A 20,252-nucleotide genomic window follows, 5' to 3' on the forward strand; every position below is an offset into this window, starting at 1 on the left:
TGTTTTCAGAAATAATAAAATATATAATTTTGCTATAAAATATTTGCTATATAAGTAATTGATTTTCAGGTGTTTGTTTATTTTGTTTTTGATTTTCTGAAAAAAATAAATCAAAAACAAAATTACGGCTCATTAATTGAAATTAGGTAGTAGTCTCCTAAAACTATGTCAACATGATGAATTTATCACAGAGCCAGCGTCAGACTTTCAAAATTACGCCTTTGCAAATACAAATGCTTAATTTTTTGCAATTATCAACGCTTGAGTTAGAAGAGCGTATCAAAAACGAATTAGAAGAGAATCCATTATTGGAGGAAGGTGCTACAACTTCTGACGATTCATCCGATGATTTTGAAGCTGATGGCGATTCAGATGAATTCCCAACACTTACTCAGCCTGATAATGATTATGCCGATTGGGATGAGTATGCTCATGATGATATTCCTGATTATAAAACCAAAGTAAATAACCATAGTGAAGACGACGAACTCTACAGTTTGCCTCTTGCACAAAATACTGATTGGCGAAGTGAGCTGAAAAGTCAAGTACATTTTTTGCCTTTGAATGAAAAACAAAGTGTTTTAATTGATTATATCATTGACTCATTGACCGATGAAGGTTTTTTAACCTATTCAGCAGAAAACATTGCAGATGATTTTTCTTTTGCCAATGGTGTTTATGTAGATATTGATGAGGTAGAAAAGTTATTGAAGGTACTCAGATTGATGGAACCTGTTGGAATCGGTTCGGCTGATTTACAGGAATGTTTGATGAGACAACTTCAGCATAAAAAAGAAAAAGGCTTAGAAGTCTCTTTGGCAATTGATATTGTGGCTTTTAATATGGATGAACTTGCGGTGCGTAATTATGAAAAAATTATGCGTTTAAGAGAAGTAAGTTCGGATGAATTAAAAATGGCTCTTGCCCAAATCAGTGCATTGAATGCCAAGCCAGTAATTGATGGAGAAACGTCGTCTATTGCCATTAAGGATAATATCATTCCAGACTATATCATTACTTATGAAACCAATATGTATGGCGATACGCAAATAGATATTGCTTTGAATAATAGCAGAATTCCATCTTTGAAAATTAACCAAGATTTTGCTAGTTCAATTGCTTCAAGTAAAGATAAAGCTGCTAATCAATATGTTAACAGTAAAATTAATACGGCTAATTGGCTAATCGAAGCCATTCAGCAAAGAGAAATGACGATGTTGAAAACGATGCAAGCCATTGTTTTTTTTCAGAAAGAATTTTTCAAAAATGGTGATGTCAGTAGTTTGAAACCGATGATTTTGAAAGATGTGGCGAGCCAAATTAATATGGATATTTCAACGATTTCAAGAGTAACGAGTGGGAAGTATGCACAGACACCTTTTGGGATTATCAATTTAAAAGATTTATTTTCAGAAGGAATTAAGATGGATTCTGGCGGCGAGGTTTCAAATCGTGAAATTCAGCAAGCTATCGCCAATTTAATTGCTAATGAAAACAAAAAAAGTCCATTCAATGATTTTCAATTGATGGAACTGCTGGCTCAACAAGGCTATCATATCGCCAGAAGAACAGTAGCTAAATACAGAGAAAATTTGAATATTTCTTCAGCACAACTCAGACGACAATTATAAAACGCTGAAGAGTAATTAATAACGAAGTTGATTCATGGAAATACGGTTTGTGGTAATTTCATAATTGTCTCTTTCCTTTAATAATAAAACTATGCAACGGATTTTAGTAATCGACGACGATACAGATATATGTTTACTTCTTCGTCGTTTTTTGACCAAAAACAATTACGAAGTTGCTATCGCTCATGATGGCAGTACTGGCTTGGCTTTGCTTCAAGAATTCAGACCTGATTTAATCATGACTGATTTCAGATTGGGCGATACCGATGGCGGTACTATACTTCTGAAAATTAAAGAAAAATTTCCTTTTGTGCCTGTATTGATTATTACGGGTTATTCAGACATAAAAATTGCAGTGAATGTCATGAAAATGGGTGCTTATGATTATATCACAAAGCCACTTTTTCCAGACGAAATTTTACTGACCATCAAAAAAGCCTTAGAAAGTGTAGAAACTGAAAAAGGAAGTATGCAAGATTTGGGTGAAGAACATGATGGTATAACGACTTCACATCAAAAAAAGAAAAGCTCGAAACCTGCCAATTATATTTTTGGCGATGGAGCAGAATCAAAATTCTTGATTCGTCAGATTGAACTTGTTGCGCCAACCAATTATAGTGTACTGATTTATGGCGAAAGTGGTTCTGGAAAAGAAGCCATTGCACAAGAAATTCATTTACATAGCAAAAGAGCGAATCAGCCTTTTGTGGCGATGGACTGTGGTGCTATTTCTAAAGATTTAGCTGGTTCAGAATTGTTTGGACACGAAAAAGGTTCGTTCACAGGAGCATTAAACCAGAAAATCGGACACTTTGAAATGGCAAATGGTGGAACGATTTTTTTGGATGAAGTTGCTAACCTTCCTTATGAAGTACAAGTACTTTTATTGAGAGTTGTTCAAGAAAGAAAAATGAAACGAATTGGAGGGACAAAAGAAATTCCTTTAGATGTTAGAATTTTGGTTGCCTCTAATGAAAAATTGATTGAGGCTTCTAAAAAAGGTAAATTCAGAGAAGATTTATATCACCGTTTTAATGAATTCAGTATTGATGTTCCGCCACTTCGTGAACGTAAAGCTGATATTATGACTTTCGCTAAGTTTTTCTTGGATCAAACCAACGAAGAGCTTGGTAAAAAAGTAAAAGGTTTTTCGAATGATGTTATTGATAATTTTATGAATTACGCATGGTATGGTAATCTTCGTGAAATGCGAAATGTCATTAAAAGAGCCACTTTATTAACCGACGGAGAATGGATTGAATCAAAAACATTGCCTTTCGAAATTTCTAATTACGCAAAATTACTCTTTACTGAAACCTCAACTCCGCCAGTTACAGTTTCAGTGCCAGTTGTAGAAGTTGTTCATAATGTTTCAGAAAGTAATGCTTCGAATGAAGTTGTCTCTAAACCTTCCTTGAAGTCGGCAGCGATTGAAGCTGAATATGATATGATTTTGAAAGTACTAAAAGAAGTAAATTTCAATAAAAGTAAAGCCGCCAGAATTCTTGGAATAGACAGGAAAACACTTTACAATAAAATGAAAGTTTTTGAATTGTAAGCTGCTGCAAAGTTGGATTATTTCCTTGCTCAAGTTTTCTGAAATTACACAAGTAGTTTCTTTAATAATAGAAATTAATGGACGTGCCTAATCATTTTTTTGAAGTATTTAACACTGATAATCAGTCTGATTTTTTGAATGGCTTTCTGGAAGCCATACCTAGTTTCGTTTATCTGTTAAATTTAACAGATAAAAAAGCCGTTTACCTCAATGCCAAAACTGAAATTGTTGCTAACTATTCACCAGAAGAATTATTAACGACCGACCTTTCAGTTTTTCCAATCGAAAATTTCAGTTCTTCCGAACATCTGTTTCAATATTTACAAAAAACTTTTGAAGACGTAGCCATTAATGCAAGTGAAAGCTTTATCCTGAAAATTGTTAGTAAATCAGGCAAAAACATCACGATTAATAATAAGTGTACTTTAATTAAAAAAGACGTTTCGAACCATCCAAGTATGTTATTGGTTTTGGCGGATGATATTACGATTGAAAATGAATTGCTCGAAAAAACGAAGCAAGTTCAAAATCAATCGAATGAAACAGAGCGTTTATTTAATTATGGAAGCTGGGAATGGAAGGTTAATAATGATTACGTAATCTGGTCGAATGGGTTATTTGAAATATTCGGATACGATCAAGCGGCTTATGAAAGTTCTCAGATGCCTTATGGTACTTATCAAAAGCATATTCCTGAAGAAGACGTACAACGAGTACGAGAGCTGTCGTTGAATGCCATAAAAGAGAAAAAAACTATTTATGAGTACGAACATGAAATCATAGATTTAAAAGGAAATAGAAAACAAATTGCAGTAAGAGGAAGGTGCTTTTTGGATGACAAAGGTGAAGTAATGCGAGTAATTGGTACTTCGCAAGACATTACTGAAATCAAGCAAATCAAAGGAGAATTAGAAACCAAGGTTGAAGAATTGTCTGTAGCTTATGAAGAACTCAAGAAAAACAAAGATTTATTCAAAGAAGCAGAAGCTTTGATGAGTTACGGAAGTTTTGAATGGGATGTTAATAAAGATGAAATACAATGGTCGGATGGTTTGAAAAAATTGTACTCTGGAAGTGATATTTCTAGGCTACCTGTAAAAATTAATATTGAATTTTATTATGCCAGAGTACATGATGATGATATTGCCAATGTTAAAAAAGTAATTCAAGAAGCAGCAGAACAAAAACAACCTTATGCTTTTGAACATAAAATTGTTGATTTAGACGGCGTTGAAAAATACGTTCAAACGAAAGGTTGGGTAAGTTCAGACGAAGCAGGAAAAGTATTGAAGTTTATAGGAAATACAGTTGAAGTAACAGAACTGAAAGCTTATGAAAAGGAATTAGAACGAAAGTTAGAAGAACTCAATCACTCCAATCAAGAATTAGAGCAATTTGCCTATGTGGCTTCGCACGATTTGAAAGAACCTCTGCGAAAAATAACGGCTTTCGGTGATAGGCTTAATCAAAAATACAAACAACAACTAGACGATGATGCTAGTTTTTATTTGACAAGAATGATTGATTCTGCCAATAGAATGGAAGTATTGATGGAAAATCTACTCTCGTACTCTCGTTTATCAAGAAAATTAGTCGCTTTTGAACAAGTAGATTTGAATAAAACTCTTGAAAATGTTTTGAGCGATTTAGAACTCAAAGTAGGAGAAACGAATGCACAAATTCATGTAGGAACAATGCCGACACTGGAAGCTTCTGCGCCGAAAATGCAACAATTATTTCAAAATTTAATTAGCAATGCCCTGAAGTTTGTAAAGGCTAATCATTCACCCAATATTTGGGTCGATGCCAAGGAAGCCACAAAAGCAGAACTAAGTAAATTGGGCTTAGATTATAAAAATAAGCGTTATTATAAAATTACAGTTAAAGACAGTGGCATTGGCTTTGAGCCAGAATATGCCGAACGAATATTTGTAATCTTTCAACGATTACATGGCAGGTCAGAATTTGAAGGAACAGGATTAGGTTTGGCAATTTGTAAAAAAATTGTTGAGAACCATCAAGGAATTATCTATGCTGAAAGTGAACTAGGAGCAGGTGCAACGTTCATTATGTATTTGCCAATACGCCAGGCATAAACAGTAAAACTATGAATCAAAAAAAAAGTATCGTAATTCTCGTCGCTGATGATGATCCTGACGATAGAATGATGACTCAGGAGGCATTAGAAGAGAATCATATTATCAATCAAATTAAATTTGTTGAAGATGGAGTGGATTTGATAGATTATCTTCGACAAAACGGTAAATTCAATAACTCAAGCGAATTTCCACGCCCAGATCTTATCCTATTGGATTTGAATATGCCTAAAGTGGATGGGAGAGAAGCGCTTAAAATCATAAAATCGGACCCTGATTTGTGCAAAATCCCTATCATTGTGCTTACTACTTCAAAGTCGGATGTTGATATTATAAAAAGCTATGATTTAGGTGTAAATTGTTTTATATCAAAACCTGTTACTTTTACCCGTTTTATAGAAGTAATTCGCACAATCGGACAATATTGGTTTGAAATTGTTCAGTTACCAGATTGATAAAAATAAATCATGAAAGATAGTACTATTAAATTATTATTGGTTGATGACGACGAGGATGATTTCTTGCTTACAAGTGATTATCTCAAAGATATTGAAAATCAAAAATTTGATATAGATTGGGCATTTTCATTTGATAATGCCATCGAAAAAATCAAAAAAAAGCAATATGATTTATGTTTTTTTGATTTTTTATTGGGTTCTAAAACGGGTATTGATTTACTCAAAGTAGGCATTGAACATGGCTTAAAATCGCCAGTGATTTTGTTGACTGGTAAAGGCGATCAACGCATTGATGTTGAAGCCATGACACTCGGTGCTTTTGATTATTTGGTAAAAAGTGAATTAGATTCCGAAAAGTTAGAACGTTGTATTCGTTATTCTCTCGAACGTGCCAGTACACTTTCTACCCTTCGTGAAAGTGAGCGAAAATACAGAAATATTTTTGACCAAACCAAAGAAGCCATCTTTACTGCTCGTTTAGATGGTACATTCAATTACTTCACACCCTCTACTGCCGAACTCTTTGGTTATACCGAAGAAGAACTCTATCAGTTAAAAAGTTACTCCGTTTTTGTTCGTGCTGCCGACCGCCGTCAATTCATCAATCAATTGGAAGCTGAAGGTGAAATCAGTGATTTTGAAGTACTTTTGGAAACTAAATTTGGTGAAAAAAAACAATGTTCAATTCACTGCAATCGCCAATTAGATAGTGATGGAAATCCTTATTATTTAGGTATTATTCATGATATTACTGCTAGAAAAAAAGAAGAGCGAGATTCTTTACTTTTTCAAAAAATGGCAGCTACTGGGCGTTTGGTTCGTACTTTGGCACACGAAGTTCGTAATCCTTTGACGAACATAAATCTATCAATAGAGCAAATGGAAGTTGATTTTGAAGATGAAGACGCCAAGTTTTTTATTGATATAATCAGAAGAAATAGCCAACGAATCAATGATTTAATAACCGAATTATTGAATACTTCCAGACCTTCAGAAGTAACTTTTAGTCGATATACTTTACAGGAAATTCTAGAAAGTACCATTGAACAAGCAATAGATAGAATCAACCTGAAAAATATTAAATTAATCAGTAATTATCCTTCTGATATTTGGATTGATGTTGACAAAGCAAAAATTCAGATTGCGCTATTAAATATTATTATCAATGCTGTGGAGGCAATGAAAGAAGGAGAAGGCATTCTGAAAATTCAAGCTACGCAAAGGAATAAATTTGCCATCGTTACCATCGAAGACAATGGAGTAGGAATTAGCCAAGAACATATTGAACGCCTTTTTGAACCTTATTTTACTTCAAAAAACAATGGTATTGGCTTAGGTTTAGCCGCAACATTGAATATTATTCAATCTCACAAAGCTAGGGTGGAGGTTGAATCTGAATTGGGAAAAGGCACAAAATTCATTATCACTTTCACTCTGGTATCGTAGTGTCTTCGGGCAGTTTTTTCTTGGAAGTAAACATTAAAATAGTTGAAGCCATAATTGTACTAATAACTACAATGACGATTCCTAAAATAGCACTAAAAACAATGTATTTATAAAATACTTCTGCTTGATAACGAGCTAAAAGAATACCTAATAATGCCCAAATAACGGCTAGCCCTATGTAGCCGTTTCTTAAATCAATTACGAGCAAAAAGGTAATAAAACTACCCGCTAAAATCATGATACTTGCCCAAGACTGTCCAAGTATATAACCGTCAGTCCAGCCAAAATGAACCAGAAAAGCTGTTGCATTGGCGATTGTCGCAATACAAATCCAGCCCAAGTACATTCCGAAAGCAGCTTTCAGAATAATCTTTGTATAGCCACTAAGATACACCTGAGTAGTTTTTATATGAAGATTTATTTTAACTAATGATATTAAAATTCCAATCATGATAAGCATCGACGCAATCATGAACTCAAAATGCCAAGCCAAAATCCAAAGTGAATTCAAAACGGCATTAACGATAAACCAATAACCAACTCCATTCACAACAAGCCCTAAAGTAGTATCGGGTTTCTTTTGGAAAAGAGATTTTGACTGCTCAATACAAAAGAGCAACAAAAGAAAGTAAATAATTCCCCAAATAGAAAAAGTAATACCAGCTGGAACGAATAAATTAGGGTATTGATTCGATAATTGTCCAGTCGTTTTACCATTCAATGGTAAGCCATTTGCCAAACCATTCATTATTACCATTACAATAAAGAATACAAAATTCAGTACTTGTAATGCTTTTATTTTAATAGGATTAATCGTGTTAGTTTCCATAAAATTATGCTTTTTGTTGAACTGTGGACTGTTTTTTTACTTCAAGTTCTTGTTTTAAAATAAAAACAGCATTGCTATTGGGTTGAATAGGAGTACCGTATCTCAGTGTATATACTTTAGTAAATTCTGCGCCGAAGTATAAAATGATAGAGGAATAATACACCCACAAAAGGATTAAAACAATCGAACCAGCCGCACCGAAAGCTGTGCTAACAGTTGACTGTCCAAGATATACACCTATCAAAAACTTCCCAATCATGAATAATAATGAGGTAATACCTGCACCCACGAGGGTGTCTTTCCATGAAATTTTACCATCTGGAAGTACTTTGATGATGACCCCAAACAATAGGGTAATAATTGCCCAGATAACCAACGTATTTACCAACATAAAAACGAATACTGTAAAGCTACTTTCAAAATACATTTGCAATTGCTTATCGAATAAACTCAATAGTGCATTAATTGTTAAAGAAATTAATAAAAGAAAGCCCAATGCCAAAATCAGCGAAAAAGAGAGGAAACGATTGATTAAGTACTTTACCCAGCTATTTTTTGGTTTTGCTTTTAATGACCAGATGAAATTGATGGAATCTTGAATTTCGGCAAAAACACCAGTTGCACCTATTAAGAGTGTAACAAAACCAATGATAGCAGCCACGCCAGATTTTTTAGACTGCTCTGCATTTTTAATTAATTCCTGTACCTGTTTGGCAGCTTCGTTACCAATCAAGTTGTTGATTTGCCCAAAAAGCTCGCCTTCTATGGCTTCTTTCCCTAAAAAAATACTTGCTACGGAAATTACTATCAATAGCATTGGTGCAAGCGAAAATATCGTGTAGTATGATAAAGAAGCGCTTAGCTTTGTAGCATTGTCATTTGAAAATTCTCGAAAAACTTCTCCTGTAAAACTAAATAATTCTTCGATTTTTTCTTTGAAGGAGTATTTCATTATTTGTATTATTTTGATGTTATTGTATTGCGTAATATTATAATACCAGTCCTTTTTTTGTTAAACTGTAGAAAATGCTCTACAATTTTTAATGTTGAGGTTTTAAATGTTAGATTTTTATTTCTGGTATGGAAATTTAGGCAAAATTATTGTTAGTAAAATGTTACTTATTGTATTTTTTATCGTTTCAAGTAATTGAAAATCAACAAGTAATTTTTATATGTATAATTTTTGTAAAGTATTAGTAGTGAAAAATGTTTTTTATAAGATTGCCCTTTTATTAGTATTGAGCTGGGCTGTTAGCGTTTTTGTATTAGGAATTAAAGGATTGATTCATCTTTTTTTAGTATTTGCTGTAATTGTAATTTTAATTTCAATTATCAAGCATGAAATGTAATTATTCTAATTTTTAATAAAGTGCTGAGAATATTGATTTTTGGTAAGTACTTTCGTTTTCAGTCAATGCAAGTATTATTAAGGATTATGGTCTTAAAATTTCTTTTTTTCTTTGTTTGGTAATCATGCCAGATGATAAGTAGGCTAAAGGGATGTAAATTAATACAGCCCTTTTTTATTGAGAATGATAAATGTTTTAAATTACAGTTATAATTCTTGCACAAAAAGTTAATTGCTATTACAAAATATAAACTCTATTCCGATGGCTCAACGATTTCCCTTTATTATAAAATTTGCTTTCTCACTCATTTCTGTCACTATTCTGGTGTATTGGATGATGGTTTTGCAAGATATTTTAGTGCCTTTTTTTGTAGCTGTCATTCTTTCGATGGCTTTATTCCCATTATCTAATTTTTTGGAAAAAATTGGCTTAGGGCGTACTTTATCGATTACTATTTCATTATTATTTTTCTTAATGATAACCGTGGGAGTAATTTGGCTGGCATCTACCCAAATAGCAAGCTTTAGCGAAATGTTTCCACAATTAGAAAAACGATTTGAACATTTGTTTTTACAAGGTCAACGTTGGACGGAAGAACATTTTCATGTTGGACGAAAAACACAGAATGCTAAATTGCGCCAGTATGGAACAGGTATTTTAAGCAGCGGTGGTTCAGTTTTTACTTCTGCACTTTCAATGACGGGCAACATGATTGGGAATCTTTCATTGATACCGATTTACATGTTTTTCCTGTTGTATTATCGAGATTTCTTCAAATTGTTTTTTTACAGAGTTTTTAAAAATACAAGTAAATATTCCATTGATACTGTACTGACAAAAATCTATGAAGTAGTGCATAGTTATTTAAAAGGGCTTATTACTGTAACCATCATCGTGGGAAGTTTAAATACTTTGGGCTTACTAGCACTTGGGATAGATTATGCCATTTTCTTTGGTTTTTTGGCAGCGGCTTTATTGATTATTCCTTTTGTGGGTATTTTGATAGGTTCAATTTTACCAATTATTATGGCTTTAATTACCAAAGACTCACCGATGTATGCAGTAGGGGTAGCAGGCGTTTTTATTTTTGTTCAGTTTTTAGAAGGAAATTTTATTACACCTCAAGTGGTTGGTTCTAAAATAAGTATCAATGGTTTGGTTGCAATTATTGCTTTGTTACTTGGTTCGGCGTTGTGGGGAATTGCTGGTATGGCGCTTTCTTTACCAACAGTTGCTATTTTAAAAGTAATATTCGACTCTGTGCCAGATTTGAAACCATTTGGCTTTTTATTGGGCGAACCAGACCATAATAGAATCATGAAAGAAAAGAAAAAGAGAATGTTGGAATTTGTGCCAGAATTGGTTGAAACCATTACAGAAACTACTGAAGATGTAAAATCATTAGTAAAAGGGAGAAAAAAGAAATCAGAGTAAAAGACATTCATTAGCATATTTTAAAGGCTTTATCATGGCGAGTATCATTTTGATACTCGCTATTTTTTTTACCCAATATGATACGATAGGTGATAAATTTCCCCCGAATTGTGGTGCTTTAACCTCATAAGTTTCATTCAGCTTTATGGTATGTATTTTTTATGATATTAAACAAATACAGAAATCTATCAACAGTGGTATTATCATTTTCCTTGTTGATTTAGTGTATAGAGAGCCATTTTTCTATATGAAAACAGATGGTTGTGTATAATTTTCTACACAATTCCCCATAAATCATAAAAATGAGGCATTGCTTGCCCGCTTTTTTTGAAGGCTCAATTTTTTTTAAATTGGTATATTTTTTTTGTTTCAAATTAAATCATAAAAGAATGAAGAATTTAATAATTGCTTTTATTGTCGTTTCGACCTTTTTCTCTTGTTCTAGAAATGAGAAAAAAGATATAGCCGAAAAAACACAAGATGCTCAAGACCTTGTTGAATCTAAAGCCGACAGCGTAGTGGATGATTTGAAAGATGGAGCTGAAGAGGCTAGCCAGAGTATTCTATTAGAAAAAGAAGCCTTGGTAAGCAAAATTGATGATAAAAAAGACGAAATCAACAAAAAGCTGAAAGAAGCTGATGAAGAAATAAAAAATGCTACAATTCAAGAAAAAGCCAGATTGGCTTCCAAAAAGAAAGAATTACAGAATTCTTTGGATGAATTAGATAAAGCATTAAATGATTTGAAAAGTGAGAAAAAACGTGATTGGAAGGACTTTAAAAAAGATTTGAATAAGCAAATTGATAAAATTCAAGAGAAGATTCAATAGTTTATTTAATCCTTTTCACGAAAAAATATTAGTCTTTTTCATAGTGGTTAGATTGTGATAAATGGGGAGTGGTACTCTACTCCCATATTTTTAATCTAATCAGTATGAATAAGTTAAAAGTGGTTATAGCATAGTTAAACAGGGAAGTTGAATGGATTTCCCTGTTTCTTTAAAACTTAGTTTTGACTACTTCAAAGATTATTAATTTAGTAATGGTTAGGTATTCGATAAAGGATAGGGAGAATCCTCCCTTTGCCTTTTTACCAAAAAACATTACTGAATTTGCCAAAATAGATAGGGTTGTAGCGTTGAGTTGGCATTTTTTAAGAGAATCTTTATAGATAACAATACTAATTAAGCAGTTAGGGTTTTTGGTTAAAGGAACAGCTTCTATAAGCTATTCCTTTTTTGTTTTATAGTGAAAAATTTTAATCTTGCTTTCCAAAACATTCATTTTAAATACTTAAATTACCCCGAAATAGGGACAAAATTACCCTAAAATACATAGTTTAGTCGTGGAATAATTTATGTAGTATTTTATAAACAATTTCTAAAAATTAAGATTTATGAAAAACTTACTAGCTGTAAAAGCACACTTATTAATACTATCGTTAGTATTAATTGCTTTATCAACCAATGCTCAAAAATCAGATACTATTAAGCGAACGGTTGTAGTAGAAATAGATACCGTCGTGAAAGGAGCGAAGCAAAATGTAAATAAAGTAGCAACAGAAAAGTCTGGAGAAGTAGTTACTTCGGCAGATGCCAAGGTTCAACCTGTATTTTACAGAGGCTTATTAGTGGTAGAAGGTGGTATTATGTACAAAGATAATGTACTCCCTGTTTTATTAGCGGGCGAATTTGGCTTGGCAAGAAACATTGGTTTAGAAGCCAGAACTTGGTATGGCAAAAATGGAATATATGAAGACGGTTTCTTGGGAGTAGGTTTGAACTATCACTTCTCTGGAGAAGATAACCAAAAGCCAAGTAAGTTTGACCCTTACGTCGGTGGAATGTACGGTAAAATCTTAGACGGTTCTGGAACAGCATTTTATGCACAAGCTGGTGGAAGACTTTTCTTATTTAAGAATTTAGGTGCTTTTGCTAACTTAAATGTAGGACTTGTTGGTAAACGAGGAACAAATTTATCGTTCGGGCTTTCTTATAAAATACATTAAGAGTAATTAATATTTAAGCAAAAGCCTCTTCAAGATTATTTGAAGAGGCTTTTTGTTTAAAAAGGATAACCAATGGCAATATTTAAAACCAGATTTTCTTTTCGCCATTCAGGATTTCCCAAATTGAAATCTTTTAAAACCCATCGTTCATTTTCAGGTAAATATGGTTTTCTGACGGGCGTTGCTAAATCAAAACGGAGTACTAAATAACTAAAGTCAAATCGTAAACCAATTCCAGTACCGATGGCTACTTGCTTGTAAAAGTCTTTTGTAAAAACAGCGTCAGCACCATAAATATCTTCATCTTTTTGCATCCAAACGTTTCCTGCATCCACAAAAATAGCTCCATGAATGTATTGATTAAACTTTGCTCTTAATTCGCTATTAAATTCCAATTTAATATCACCAGATTGTCCACCAATGGTTTGTTCTAACAATGAGCCTGTTCTCAAATAACTTCCCGGTCCGATGGTTCTTGCTGGAAAGGCACGAATACTGTTATTCCCGCCTGCTACATATTGTTTAACTGTTGGCAAAAAATAAGAATTTCCGTAAGGTAAACCATAACCTACCAAGAAACGATTTGCCAAACGAAGGTTTTGTGTTAAACGATAACCGTATCTAAAATCAGCATCAAATCTTGCATATTGTGGATAAGTAACTCCAAAAACAGTAGAAACAGAAGCATCATTGTTTGAACCTAATTTTGCCAATAAACTCGCTAAATTTCCTGCTACTTCAACACCGCCAGTGAATGAAAAGTTGTGTCGGCTACTGGCTTTGTTTTGTGGCATATACGAGAATGTATAAGCCGTACTCATGATAATTTTATTATCCAAAATCTCTTCATACAAAATCGGGTTTCGGAAATACTCTAGTGCAAAATCTTCACTAAAATTAGAAGCTTTTACTAAATTGACTAAAAGTGGTGTTACAGAATGTTCAATGGAAGCATTTTGTTTCCAAGCATAAGTCAAAGACGTTCTGAGCGAAGTAAGGTTGTACAAACCACCTCTTTTGAGCTGCTCGTAGCCAATATTAATATTTGTTTTAGGTAAAGCTTGGTTTTTAGCTGGATTGATCGTTACAAATGGGATGGTAAATCTTGGCAATGAAAGATTACTTTCTATTGAAAAACGAGTCGTATTCAAAGCCCCAAGTGTACTGCTTGCTCCACCAACTTGGAATTCCAAACCTGCATTTGCCGTAATTTTTAATAATTCTGCTCCTTTAAAAGCATTTTTGTTGAGCCACGAAATACTAATGTTTGAACCCGTGTAATTATTTGATTTTGTTGTTGCGTTTAAGTCGGCTACAACAGATTTTGCTTTTAAAGGTGTCAAGAAATAAAATACATCTAGCAGTGCTGAATCTGAACGAGGCACTAATTCAAAAGTATTTTTAACAAATTTGAAATTTCCATTTAAGTTGATTAATCTCGACAAGGATACGTCTTGAATAGCACTTCCATATTTTCCTCCACGACGAAAACCAATCGCATCTGCAAAAATTTTAGGTCGGAATGAACCTGTTCTATCGAATATTTTGATGCCTTTATAATTACTTTCTAAGTCTTTAATACTATCGTTTACTGCACTTTCGCCATAATCAGCTAAAACGTGTACATCTCTGATAAAGTACATTTTTTTAGCAACCTGCGAGGTCGAAGGTTTAACCTCAAAACTAAGATTTACTTTATGATTAGCCAATGAAGAATCTGCCTTGATGATGATAAAATCGGGTCTGAAATAATAGAAACCTCTTCTTTTTAGCAAATTGTCAATTCTTTCTCGTTCAGCACTAATGAGGTCGAATTGGTAAGGTGTTCCTTTTTTGATTAAAGACCTTGCTTGTGCAGCTACAAAGGCTTTTCCGAAAGCAGAAGTATCTTTAGTGGAAAATTTAATGGTATCAATAATGTATCTTTCATGTAAATTGATGGTGTAATTTGCCGTCGCTTTTCGTTTTTTTTCAGTCAGTACTCCAGAAGCTGAAGAACGGAAATATCCTTGATTATTCAGTAATAAACCAATTTGTTTGGCATTGGCGCCAATTACACTTTTACTTGCCAATACTGGCGGTTCGCCAAATCTTTTTCTGAAAAAACTTTTAAATCCTGATTCACTTTTTGGCTCACCGAAAAGGTAATAAAACCAAACTTTGTAAGGAAAACCTAAAATTGCAGAATTCGGCTTGGGCTTTACAAAAGCTTCAAGCTGTGTTTTTACGGTAGCAATTTCTTTTTTATTGACAGCTGAGTCGGCTTGCATTTTAATATTTGCGCCAACGTAAAGGCTTTCGCCAGCGGGTAATTTTTTAGTAACCGAACAGCCAGAAATGAACAATGCTGTGCATAAAAATAGGAGAGACAGTATCTTTTGTAAAGACAACTTTTTCCCGAATGTTGAAGAATATGTAAATGTTTGATTATTCATGTTGATTTCTTGCTGGAGAAAAGCTATTTACTTTTTGGCTTTTTGAAAATTTCTTTGAAAGTCCCATATTCTATTGTCACGGTGAAACCTACGCCTGTTTCAACCACAAAACCATCTAAAACAGACTGGAACTGATTTTTTCTGAATGCTTTGAAAAGATAACGGCCATCATTTGTTAGTTTGTAGTTGACAGTAATGTTATCAAATACTTCTGCTGAGTTCCTCGTGATGCTCGTTTTGTTTTCTAATTCAAAGTTTCTACCTACTTTAATTTCAATTTTATCATTGAAGAAAGCTTTCGACAAACCCAAACTTAAATCTGTTCTAGCACTTGATTTTCCATTGAAAAAATCTTGTGTTGATGATAAATTCACGTCTAAATCAACACCTTTGATTAGGTCGGAAGCCAACATGTCTAATTGGTCGGAAAGTAATTTACTCACACTTTGTCGTGCCAAAGCTTCTGGATTTGCACCGCCGCTGCTAGAGAAAAAGTCGGAAGATTTTTCTGAGAAAAATCTATTCAAAATCAGCAAAGCAAATACTTGTTTGTTTACTTCGTTAGCGTCTAGCTTGTTCAAGCGGTTTTGTACATCCGTAATCACTGAACTGCTGACTAATTTTTGTGTTTTTGAAGGACGAATTTTGAAGGAAATATCTGGTTTTGTCAATCGTCCAGCCATCGTTAATAAAACATCAAATTGAATTTTTTGTCTGAAACGAGTGTCATCATCCGTTTCGTTTGACATCAAATCTAGCGGAGCAGTTTCGGTATTATAAACAGCCGTAATGTTTACTTCTGCATTCATTGGGTCGCCAGACCAAATAATATTACTGCCTTTTTCGATAGAAAATTGTCGCTTTAATACTTCAAAGGTTAAGCCATAACTGCCTTCTGTTAAATCGTAAGAACCTAAAATAAATGGTTGTCCATCAGCACTTAATCCAGCGTTTAGTCTGGCATTTCCTTTTACTTTAAGATTGTCGCCATTCAATTCATCAACCACAATGGTAAATTCAGATTTATCGTCAGCTTCAATATTCAATGACATTTCCGAAACGAAATCGTTCATGAGTGATACTTTTGTCGTAGAATCTTCCTTGACGAGTGCTTCGTTTTTATGGTTGACAAAAACCACAACTCCGTCACTTTCGCTTTGTTCGTCGAAGCTTTCGGGAACGATGATAGAAATATTACTATTTTCACGTACTTTAATATCGCCTTCAATTTTAGCTGCCGCCGAAATTCCCTGAACCGATAAACTAGCGTCAACAAAGCCTTTTCCGTAGAAAAAATCATTGTCTTTTCGGCTAGAATTCAACACCATGAAGTTTTTGGTATTAATCGTTAAATCATATCTAACTTCTGGAATATTTGCCAGCGAAATATTTCCATCAATTTTCAATGGTTGATTTAAGGTATCACTGAGTGTAAACTGTTTGAGTTGAATTGTTTTTCCTTCAAAAAACAGTTTTTGTTTGTCAATCAAATAACGGCTACCCAATTGCGTAATGTTGAAGCCAACATTGCTAAAACCTAAATCTCCAAGAATTTGTGGTTGAGTACTTGAGCCTTTGATGGTGGCTTGCCCTTGTAAAATACCTTTGGCTTGTTTCAATTGCCCAAAACTGAAAGCCTGTACTGTTTCTGCACCAAGTTTATTGATGGATAATTTAAAATCGAGTGGGTTTTCGCTATTGAGGTAATAATTTCCAGTGAGTTGTAAGTCGTTTTTAGCACTTAATAAAGTAACTTTTGCGGTAATTTTTTCAGCAGTTTCGTTAAATACATTTACGTCTAAGTTCCCTATTGGACTTTGTTGAAAAGTAAAATCTGTCACCTTTACATCGCCAGTAAAAGATGGCGACGCCATGTAATTACTCAGTAAAATTTGTCCGTCAATTTTACCACTAGCCATCAATGAATCTGTCACGAAAAGTGTAACAAAGTTCTCAATTCTGAAATTTTCGGCTGTAATATTAATGGGTCCATTGGCCTCTGTAGAAGTACTGTTGACGAACAAACGCTGTTTTTGTTGCTCCATTTGGAAATGATTGACGAGTAAACCCGCTTTTCCATATTGCACAAAACCCGTTGAATCAACTTCCCAATTTTTATAATTTAATTTTAAACCGCCTTTAACTAATCGGACTCTATATTGATTGTCAAAATTCTGAACTAAACCTGCTACTTCATTTCTGTTTTGGTCGATAGAATCTTTAAAAATAGCTTTAAAAGTTGCCGTATTATTAGCTACACTTCCATTTAAAAATGTCTTTCGGATTCTAAAGCTATTCATTTCAACACCCGAAAGTCCGGCTTGATAAGTCAACTTTTCAGCATTTGCACTCAGGTTTACTTTTACATTGGAAACTTTGATGGTATCATATTCCAGATTGGGCGAAAATATAGACATTTTCATCAGCGTATCAGTCTGACTATTCAGTAAAGCCGAAAAGCGAACAGTATCAAGTTTGGTAAGACCGGGTAAAAAAGCCTTGAAAACTGGATGTTTTACCATTTTTGCCTCAATAGAAAGTTTGTAAGGCTCGGTAATTGGTGTGAAAGTAATATCAGGAATTGTAAAATAGCGATTGATATTGCTGATGAAAATATCAGATAGTTGTAAATAATTAAAATCACCTTTGATATTGGCTATCAAGAATGGCGATTGAATATCAAACCTTCTGCCATCTTTCGTATTTTGGGCAGTCAGCGTTGTGTTTTCAAGTTTAATGGGCTTACCGTCTTGATAGATTGTTGCCTCGTGAATTGTTATTTTTCCATTTGGATTGTTTGGGTCAGTTGATGGCATATCTACATCAATATCTCCATGAATTCCAATGTTATCGGCATAAAATCCTAGTGGTTTTAGATTTAATTCAGCAATTTCAATATTCCCTTTTACGCCTGGAAAATTTTGAGATAAATCAACTTTTGTGTCGATTTTTAATGAAATGTTTGGATCAGTAATATGCGCATCGATTTGTGCGATTTGATTAGCGATATTAGTCTGAAATACTAAATTTTTATAATTATATCCTTTTACTTCCGCTTGCTGAATAGTGCCTTCAATAGCAGTATTCATCGTTTTTAAGTCTAAACCTTTCCCTTTTACTTTTGCATTGAGCGTTAGCTTGCCTACATTTCCTGTTTGTTTAATGAATTTGCCCATTTCAAAAGCATCCAAACTCATTACACCTTCATATTGCTGATTTTTATCGGCAGTAATATTGACCAGTTTTCCGTTAAAAGAAGCACCGCCCATATCGGTTTTTACTTTGGCATTAATGGCTAAGTTTTGGATTTTTCCATTGATTGTTCCTACTAAATTTACTTTTTGTGGCAACTCTATATTACTAGGAATACTATTGGCTGGTGCTAGTTTTAAAATATCATTTTTAGTAAGAGAAACCTCTTTGATATTCAGTTTTAAAGCCATTTTATTGGCGTCTGGCAAACCAGTAATTACTCCTTGTAAATTGGCTTTAGTTTGTCCGAACCCAGTTAATGAAAACTTGCTAACATTTAAATTATTGACTGTTCCCGTTGCTAGTCCATCAACTTTCAGTAAAACTTTTTCATTGCCTTTAAAAGGAGGCATTTGAGCAAAATCTGGCATTAACAATAAAATATCTTTGAAAGCAATCTGACTATTTTTGAGATTAAGTTTGATTTTTGAAGCACCAATATTTTTACTGAATTGCTCAAAAGATGTGTAACTCAACGATAATTCATCTCTTAAAATCGTGTTGGGCGTTTTTACATAGAGTTTCTTCAAAAACGTCTGACGATTGGTATAGGCAAAATCTGTCTGGAATTTTTGTAATTCAAAACCAGATTTTTCTTTGAATGAACTTGAATACAACCAACCAGAAATATTGTCGGGAGAAAAACGAAAACGTTCTAAATTTACTTTTAAATTATTGATTTTTAAATTATTGTAATCTAATCCTTTTTTTAAAGCAACTTGGTTTTGGTCTTGATACTGAATGTTATTACCATCTAAAATTATTTTATCGACCAATACTTTCCAGTTATTTGGTGACGATGTTTCTGTTTTAACCTTTACTTTTTCTTTCTTTACTTTTTTCAAGAAACTTACTTTTGCGTCGGTATTGTAAAGATTTACCGATTTTAAATGTACTTGTTCGCCTGCTAAGTAAAGTTTGTCGCCTTTTACATTTAATGAACCCAATTTTACGGTATTGACCAACCCCGCACTTTCTTCAGTGATTTTCCATTGAATATTTTTAGCATCAAATTCTCCAAAAGCTAAGTCCAAGCTGTCTGATTTTACAGTACTTTCAGATGTTTTTGTCAACGCTTCATAAATGCGAAGAGATAAGTTTCCGCCATTTAATGATACTTTGTCTAAGTGATATTTTGAAGTACTTGGGTCAATGTCTTTGAAAGAAGTTTGAGCATTTGCTAGGCTGACTTTTGCATCTACGCCAGTGACATCATCGAGATAAGCGATGTTAACTTGTTTAAGAAGAATATTAGATAGCTGATAATTGAGAGGAGTGCCTTTAGTTGTGTCGGTACTTTTATCAGGACTCTCAAATGCTTTTAAGATGTAGTTGAAATTGAAAGTAGTATCTGGAAGTGTACGTTTTAAATTAAGATTGATATTATCTAACTCTATTTTATTGATACTTACCTTGTTTTGTAATAAAGCCAACATATCAATATCCAAACGCATTTTGTTTCCGTAAAGCAATGTATCATTCTGATTATCGGGCAAATAAACGCCTTCCAAAGCAATCCAATCTGGAATGTTGTAGCTTATTCTTTTAATTGAAAATGGTTTGTTGAGTTTCTTTTGAAGATAGAAAACTACTTTTTCGGTTAGGTATAATTCACCAGCGGGCGTTCTGAAATAAAAGATTAGACTTATCAGAATAAGTACTAAACTTAGAAAAATGATGCCTGCTATTTTTACAAACTGTTTCATTTAGTCTTTTTCATGTGGTTTAAAGCTCATTAAAGTATGTCAGCCTTTAA

General features: G+C 33.5%; 13 protein-coding genes. 9 read left to right on the top strand and 4 right to left on the bottom strand.

Features of this window, described 5'->3' with window-relative positions; genetic code table 11:
* Positions 1–173 precede the first annotated feature (173 nt).
* The 5 genes from rpoN to ABID42_RS15550 all read left to right on the top strand — a co-directional run bounded on the left by rpoN (position 174) and on the right by ABID42_RS15550 (position 7,189).
* Complete coding sequence (gene rpoN, locus ABID42_RS15530) at positions 174–1,631, top strand: RNA polymerase factor sigma-54 (protein WP_323256291.1); 1,458 nt, start codon at positions 174–176, stop codon at positions 1,629–1,631.
* A 91-nt stretch (positions 1,632–1,722) separates the two neighbouring features.
* Positions 1,723–3,189 carry a sigma-54-dependent transcriptional regulator gene (locus ABID42_RS15535; RefSeq protein WP_367284441.1) on the top strand — a complete coding sequence of 489 codons (1,467 nt, stop codon included), beginning with the start codon at positions 1,723–1,725 and terminating at the stop codon, positions 3,187–3,189.
* Positions 3,190–3,266: 77 nt separating this feature from the next.
* The gene (locus tag ABID42_RS15540; RefSeq protein WP_367284442.1) at positions 3,267–5,285 is read left to right on the top strand and encodes an ATP-binding protein; all 2,019 of its coding nucleotides are present in this window, start codon (positions 3,267–3,269) and stop codon (positions 5,283–5,285) included.
* 11 nt (positions 5,286–5,296) lie between these two features.
* Complete coding sequence (locus ABID42_RS15545; RefSeq protein WP_323256285.1) at positions 5,297–5,740, top strand: response regulator; 444 nt, start codon at positions 5,297–5,299, stop codon at positions 5,738–5,740.
* A 12-nt stretch (positions 5,741–5,752) separates the two neighbouring features.
* Positions 5,753–7,189 carry a hybrid sensor histidine kinase/response regulator gene (locus ABID42_RS15550; protein WP_367284443.1) on the top strand — a complete coding sequence of 479 codons (1,437 nt, stop codon included), beginning with the start codon at positions 5,753–5,755 and terminating at the stop codon, positions 7,187–7,189.
* On the opposite strand, the gene ABID42_RS15555 is transcribed toward ABID42_RS15550, so the two are convergent.
* Both ABID42_RS15555 and ABID42_RS15560 read right to left on the bottom strand, forming a co-directional pair.
* Complete coding sequence (locus tag ABID42_RS15555; protein WP_367284444.1) at positions 7,173–8,018, bottom strand: TspO-related membrane protein; 846 nt, start codon at positions 8,016–8,018, stop codon at positions 7,173–7,175. The two genes, ABID42_RS15550 and ABID42_RS15555, sit on opposite strands and share 17 nt — an antisense overlap.
* A 4-nt stretch (positions 8,019–8,022) precedes the next feature.
* Entirely contained in the window at positions 8,023–8,970 is a 948-nt protein-coding gene (locus tag ABID42_RS15560) for a YihY/virulence factor BrkB family protein (protein WP_367284445.1), read from the bottom strand.
* Positions 8,971–9,190: 220 nt separating this feature from the next.
* Here ABID42_RS15560 and ABID42_RS15565 point away from each other — a divergent pair, with 220 nt between their 5' ends.
* The 4 genes from ABID42_RS15565 to ABID42_RS15580 all read left to right on the top strand — a co-directional run bounded on the left by ABID42_RS15565 (position 9,191) and on the right by ABID42_RS15580 (position 12,809).
* Positions 9,191–9,367, top strand: a complete 177-nt coding sequence (locus ABID42_RS15565) for a DUF5670 family protein (protein WP_367284446.1) — start codon at positions 9,191–9,193, stop codon at positions 9,365–9,367.
* 261 nt (positions 9,368–9,628) lie between these two features.
* Complete coding sequence (locus ABID42_RS15570; RefSeq protein WP_367284447.1) at positions 9,629–10,801, top strand: AI-2E family transporter; 1,173 nt, start codon at positions 9,629–9,631, stop codon at positions 10,799–10,801.
* Positions 10,802–11,190: 389 nt separating this feature from the next.
* The gene (locus tag ABID42_RS15575) at positions 11,191–11,631 is read left to right on the top strand and encodes a hypothetical protein (RefSeq protein ID WP_367284448.1); all 441 of its coding nucleotides are present in this window, start codon (positions 11,191–11,193) and stop codon (positions 11,629–11,631) included.
* 566 nt (positions 11,632–12,197) lie between these two features.
* Entirely contained in the window at positions 12,198–12,809 is a 612-nt protein-coding gene (locus ABID42_RS15580; protein ID WP_367284449.1) for a hypothetical protein, read from the top strand.
* A gap of 56 nt (positions 12,810–12,865) precedes the next feature.
* On the opposite strand, the gene tamL is transcribed toward ABID42_RS15580, so the two are convergent.
* Positions 12,866–15,244, bottom strand: coding sequence for a translocation and assembly module lipoprotein TamL (gene tamL, locus ABID42_RS15585; protein ID WP_367284450.1), 2,379 nt, complete (start codon positions 15,242–15,244; stop codon positions 12,866–12,868).
* Between the two features lie 23 nt (positions 15,245–15,267).
* On the bottom strand, positions 15,268–20,202 hold the full coding sequence (locus tag ABID42_RS15590) for a translocation/assembly module TamB domain-containing protein (protein WP_367284451.1): 4,935 nt from the start codon (positions 20,200–20,202) through the stop codon (positions 15,268–15,270).
* Positions 20,203–20,252 lie beyond the last annotated feature (50 nt).

It is taken from the genome of Arcicella rosea, assembly GCF_040543805.1.
Classification (GTDB): domain Bacteria; phylum Bacteroidota; class Bacteroidia; order Cytophagales; family Spirosomataceae; genus Arcicella; species Arcicella rosea.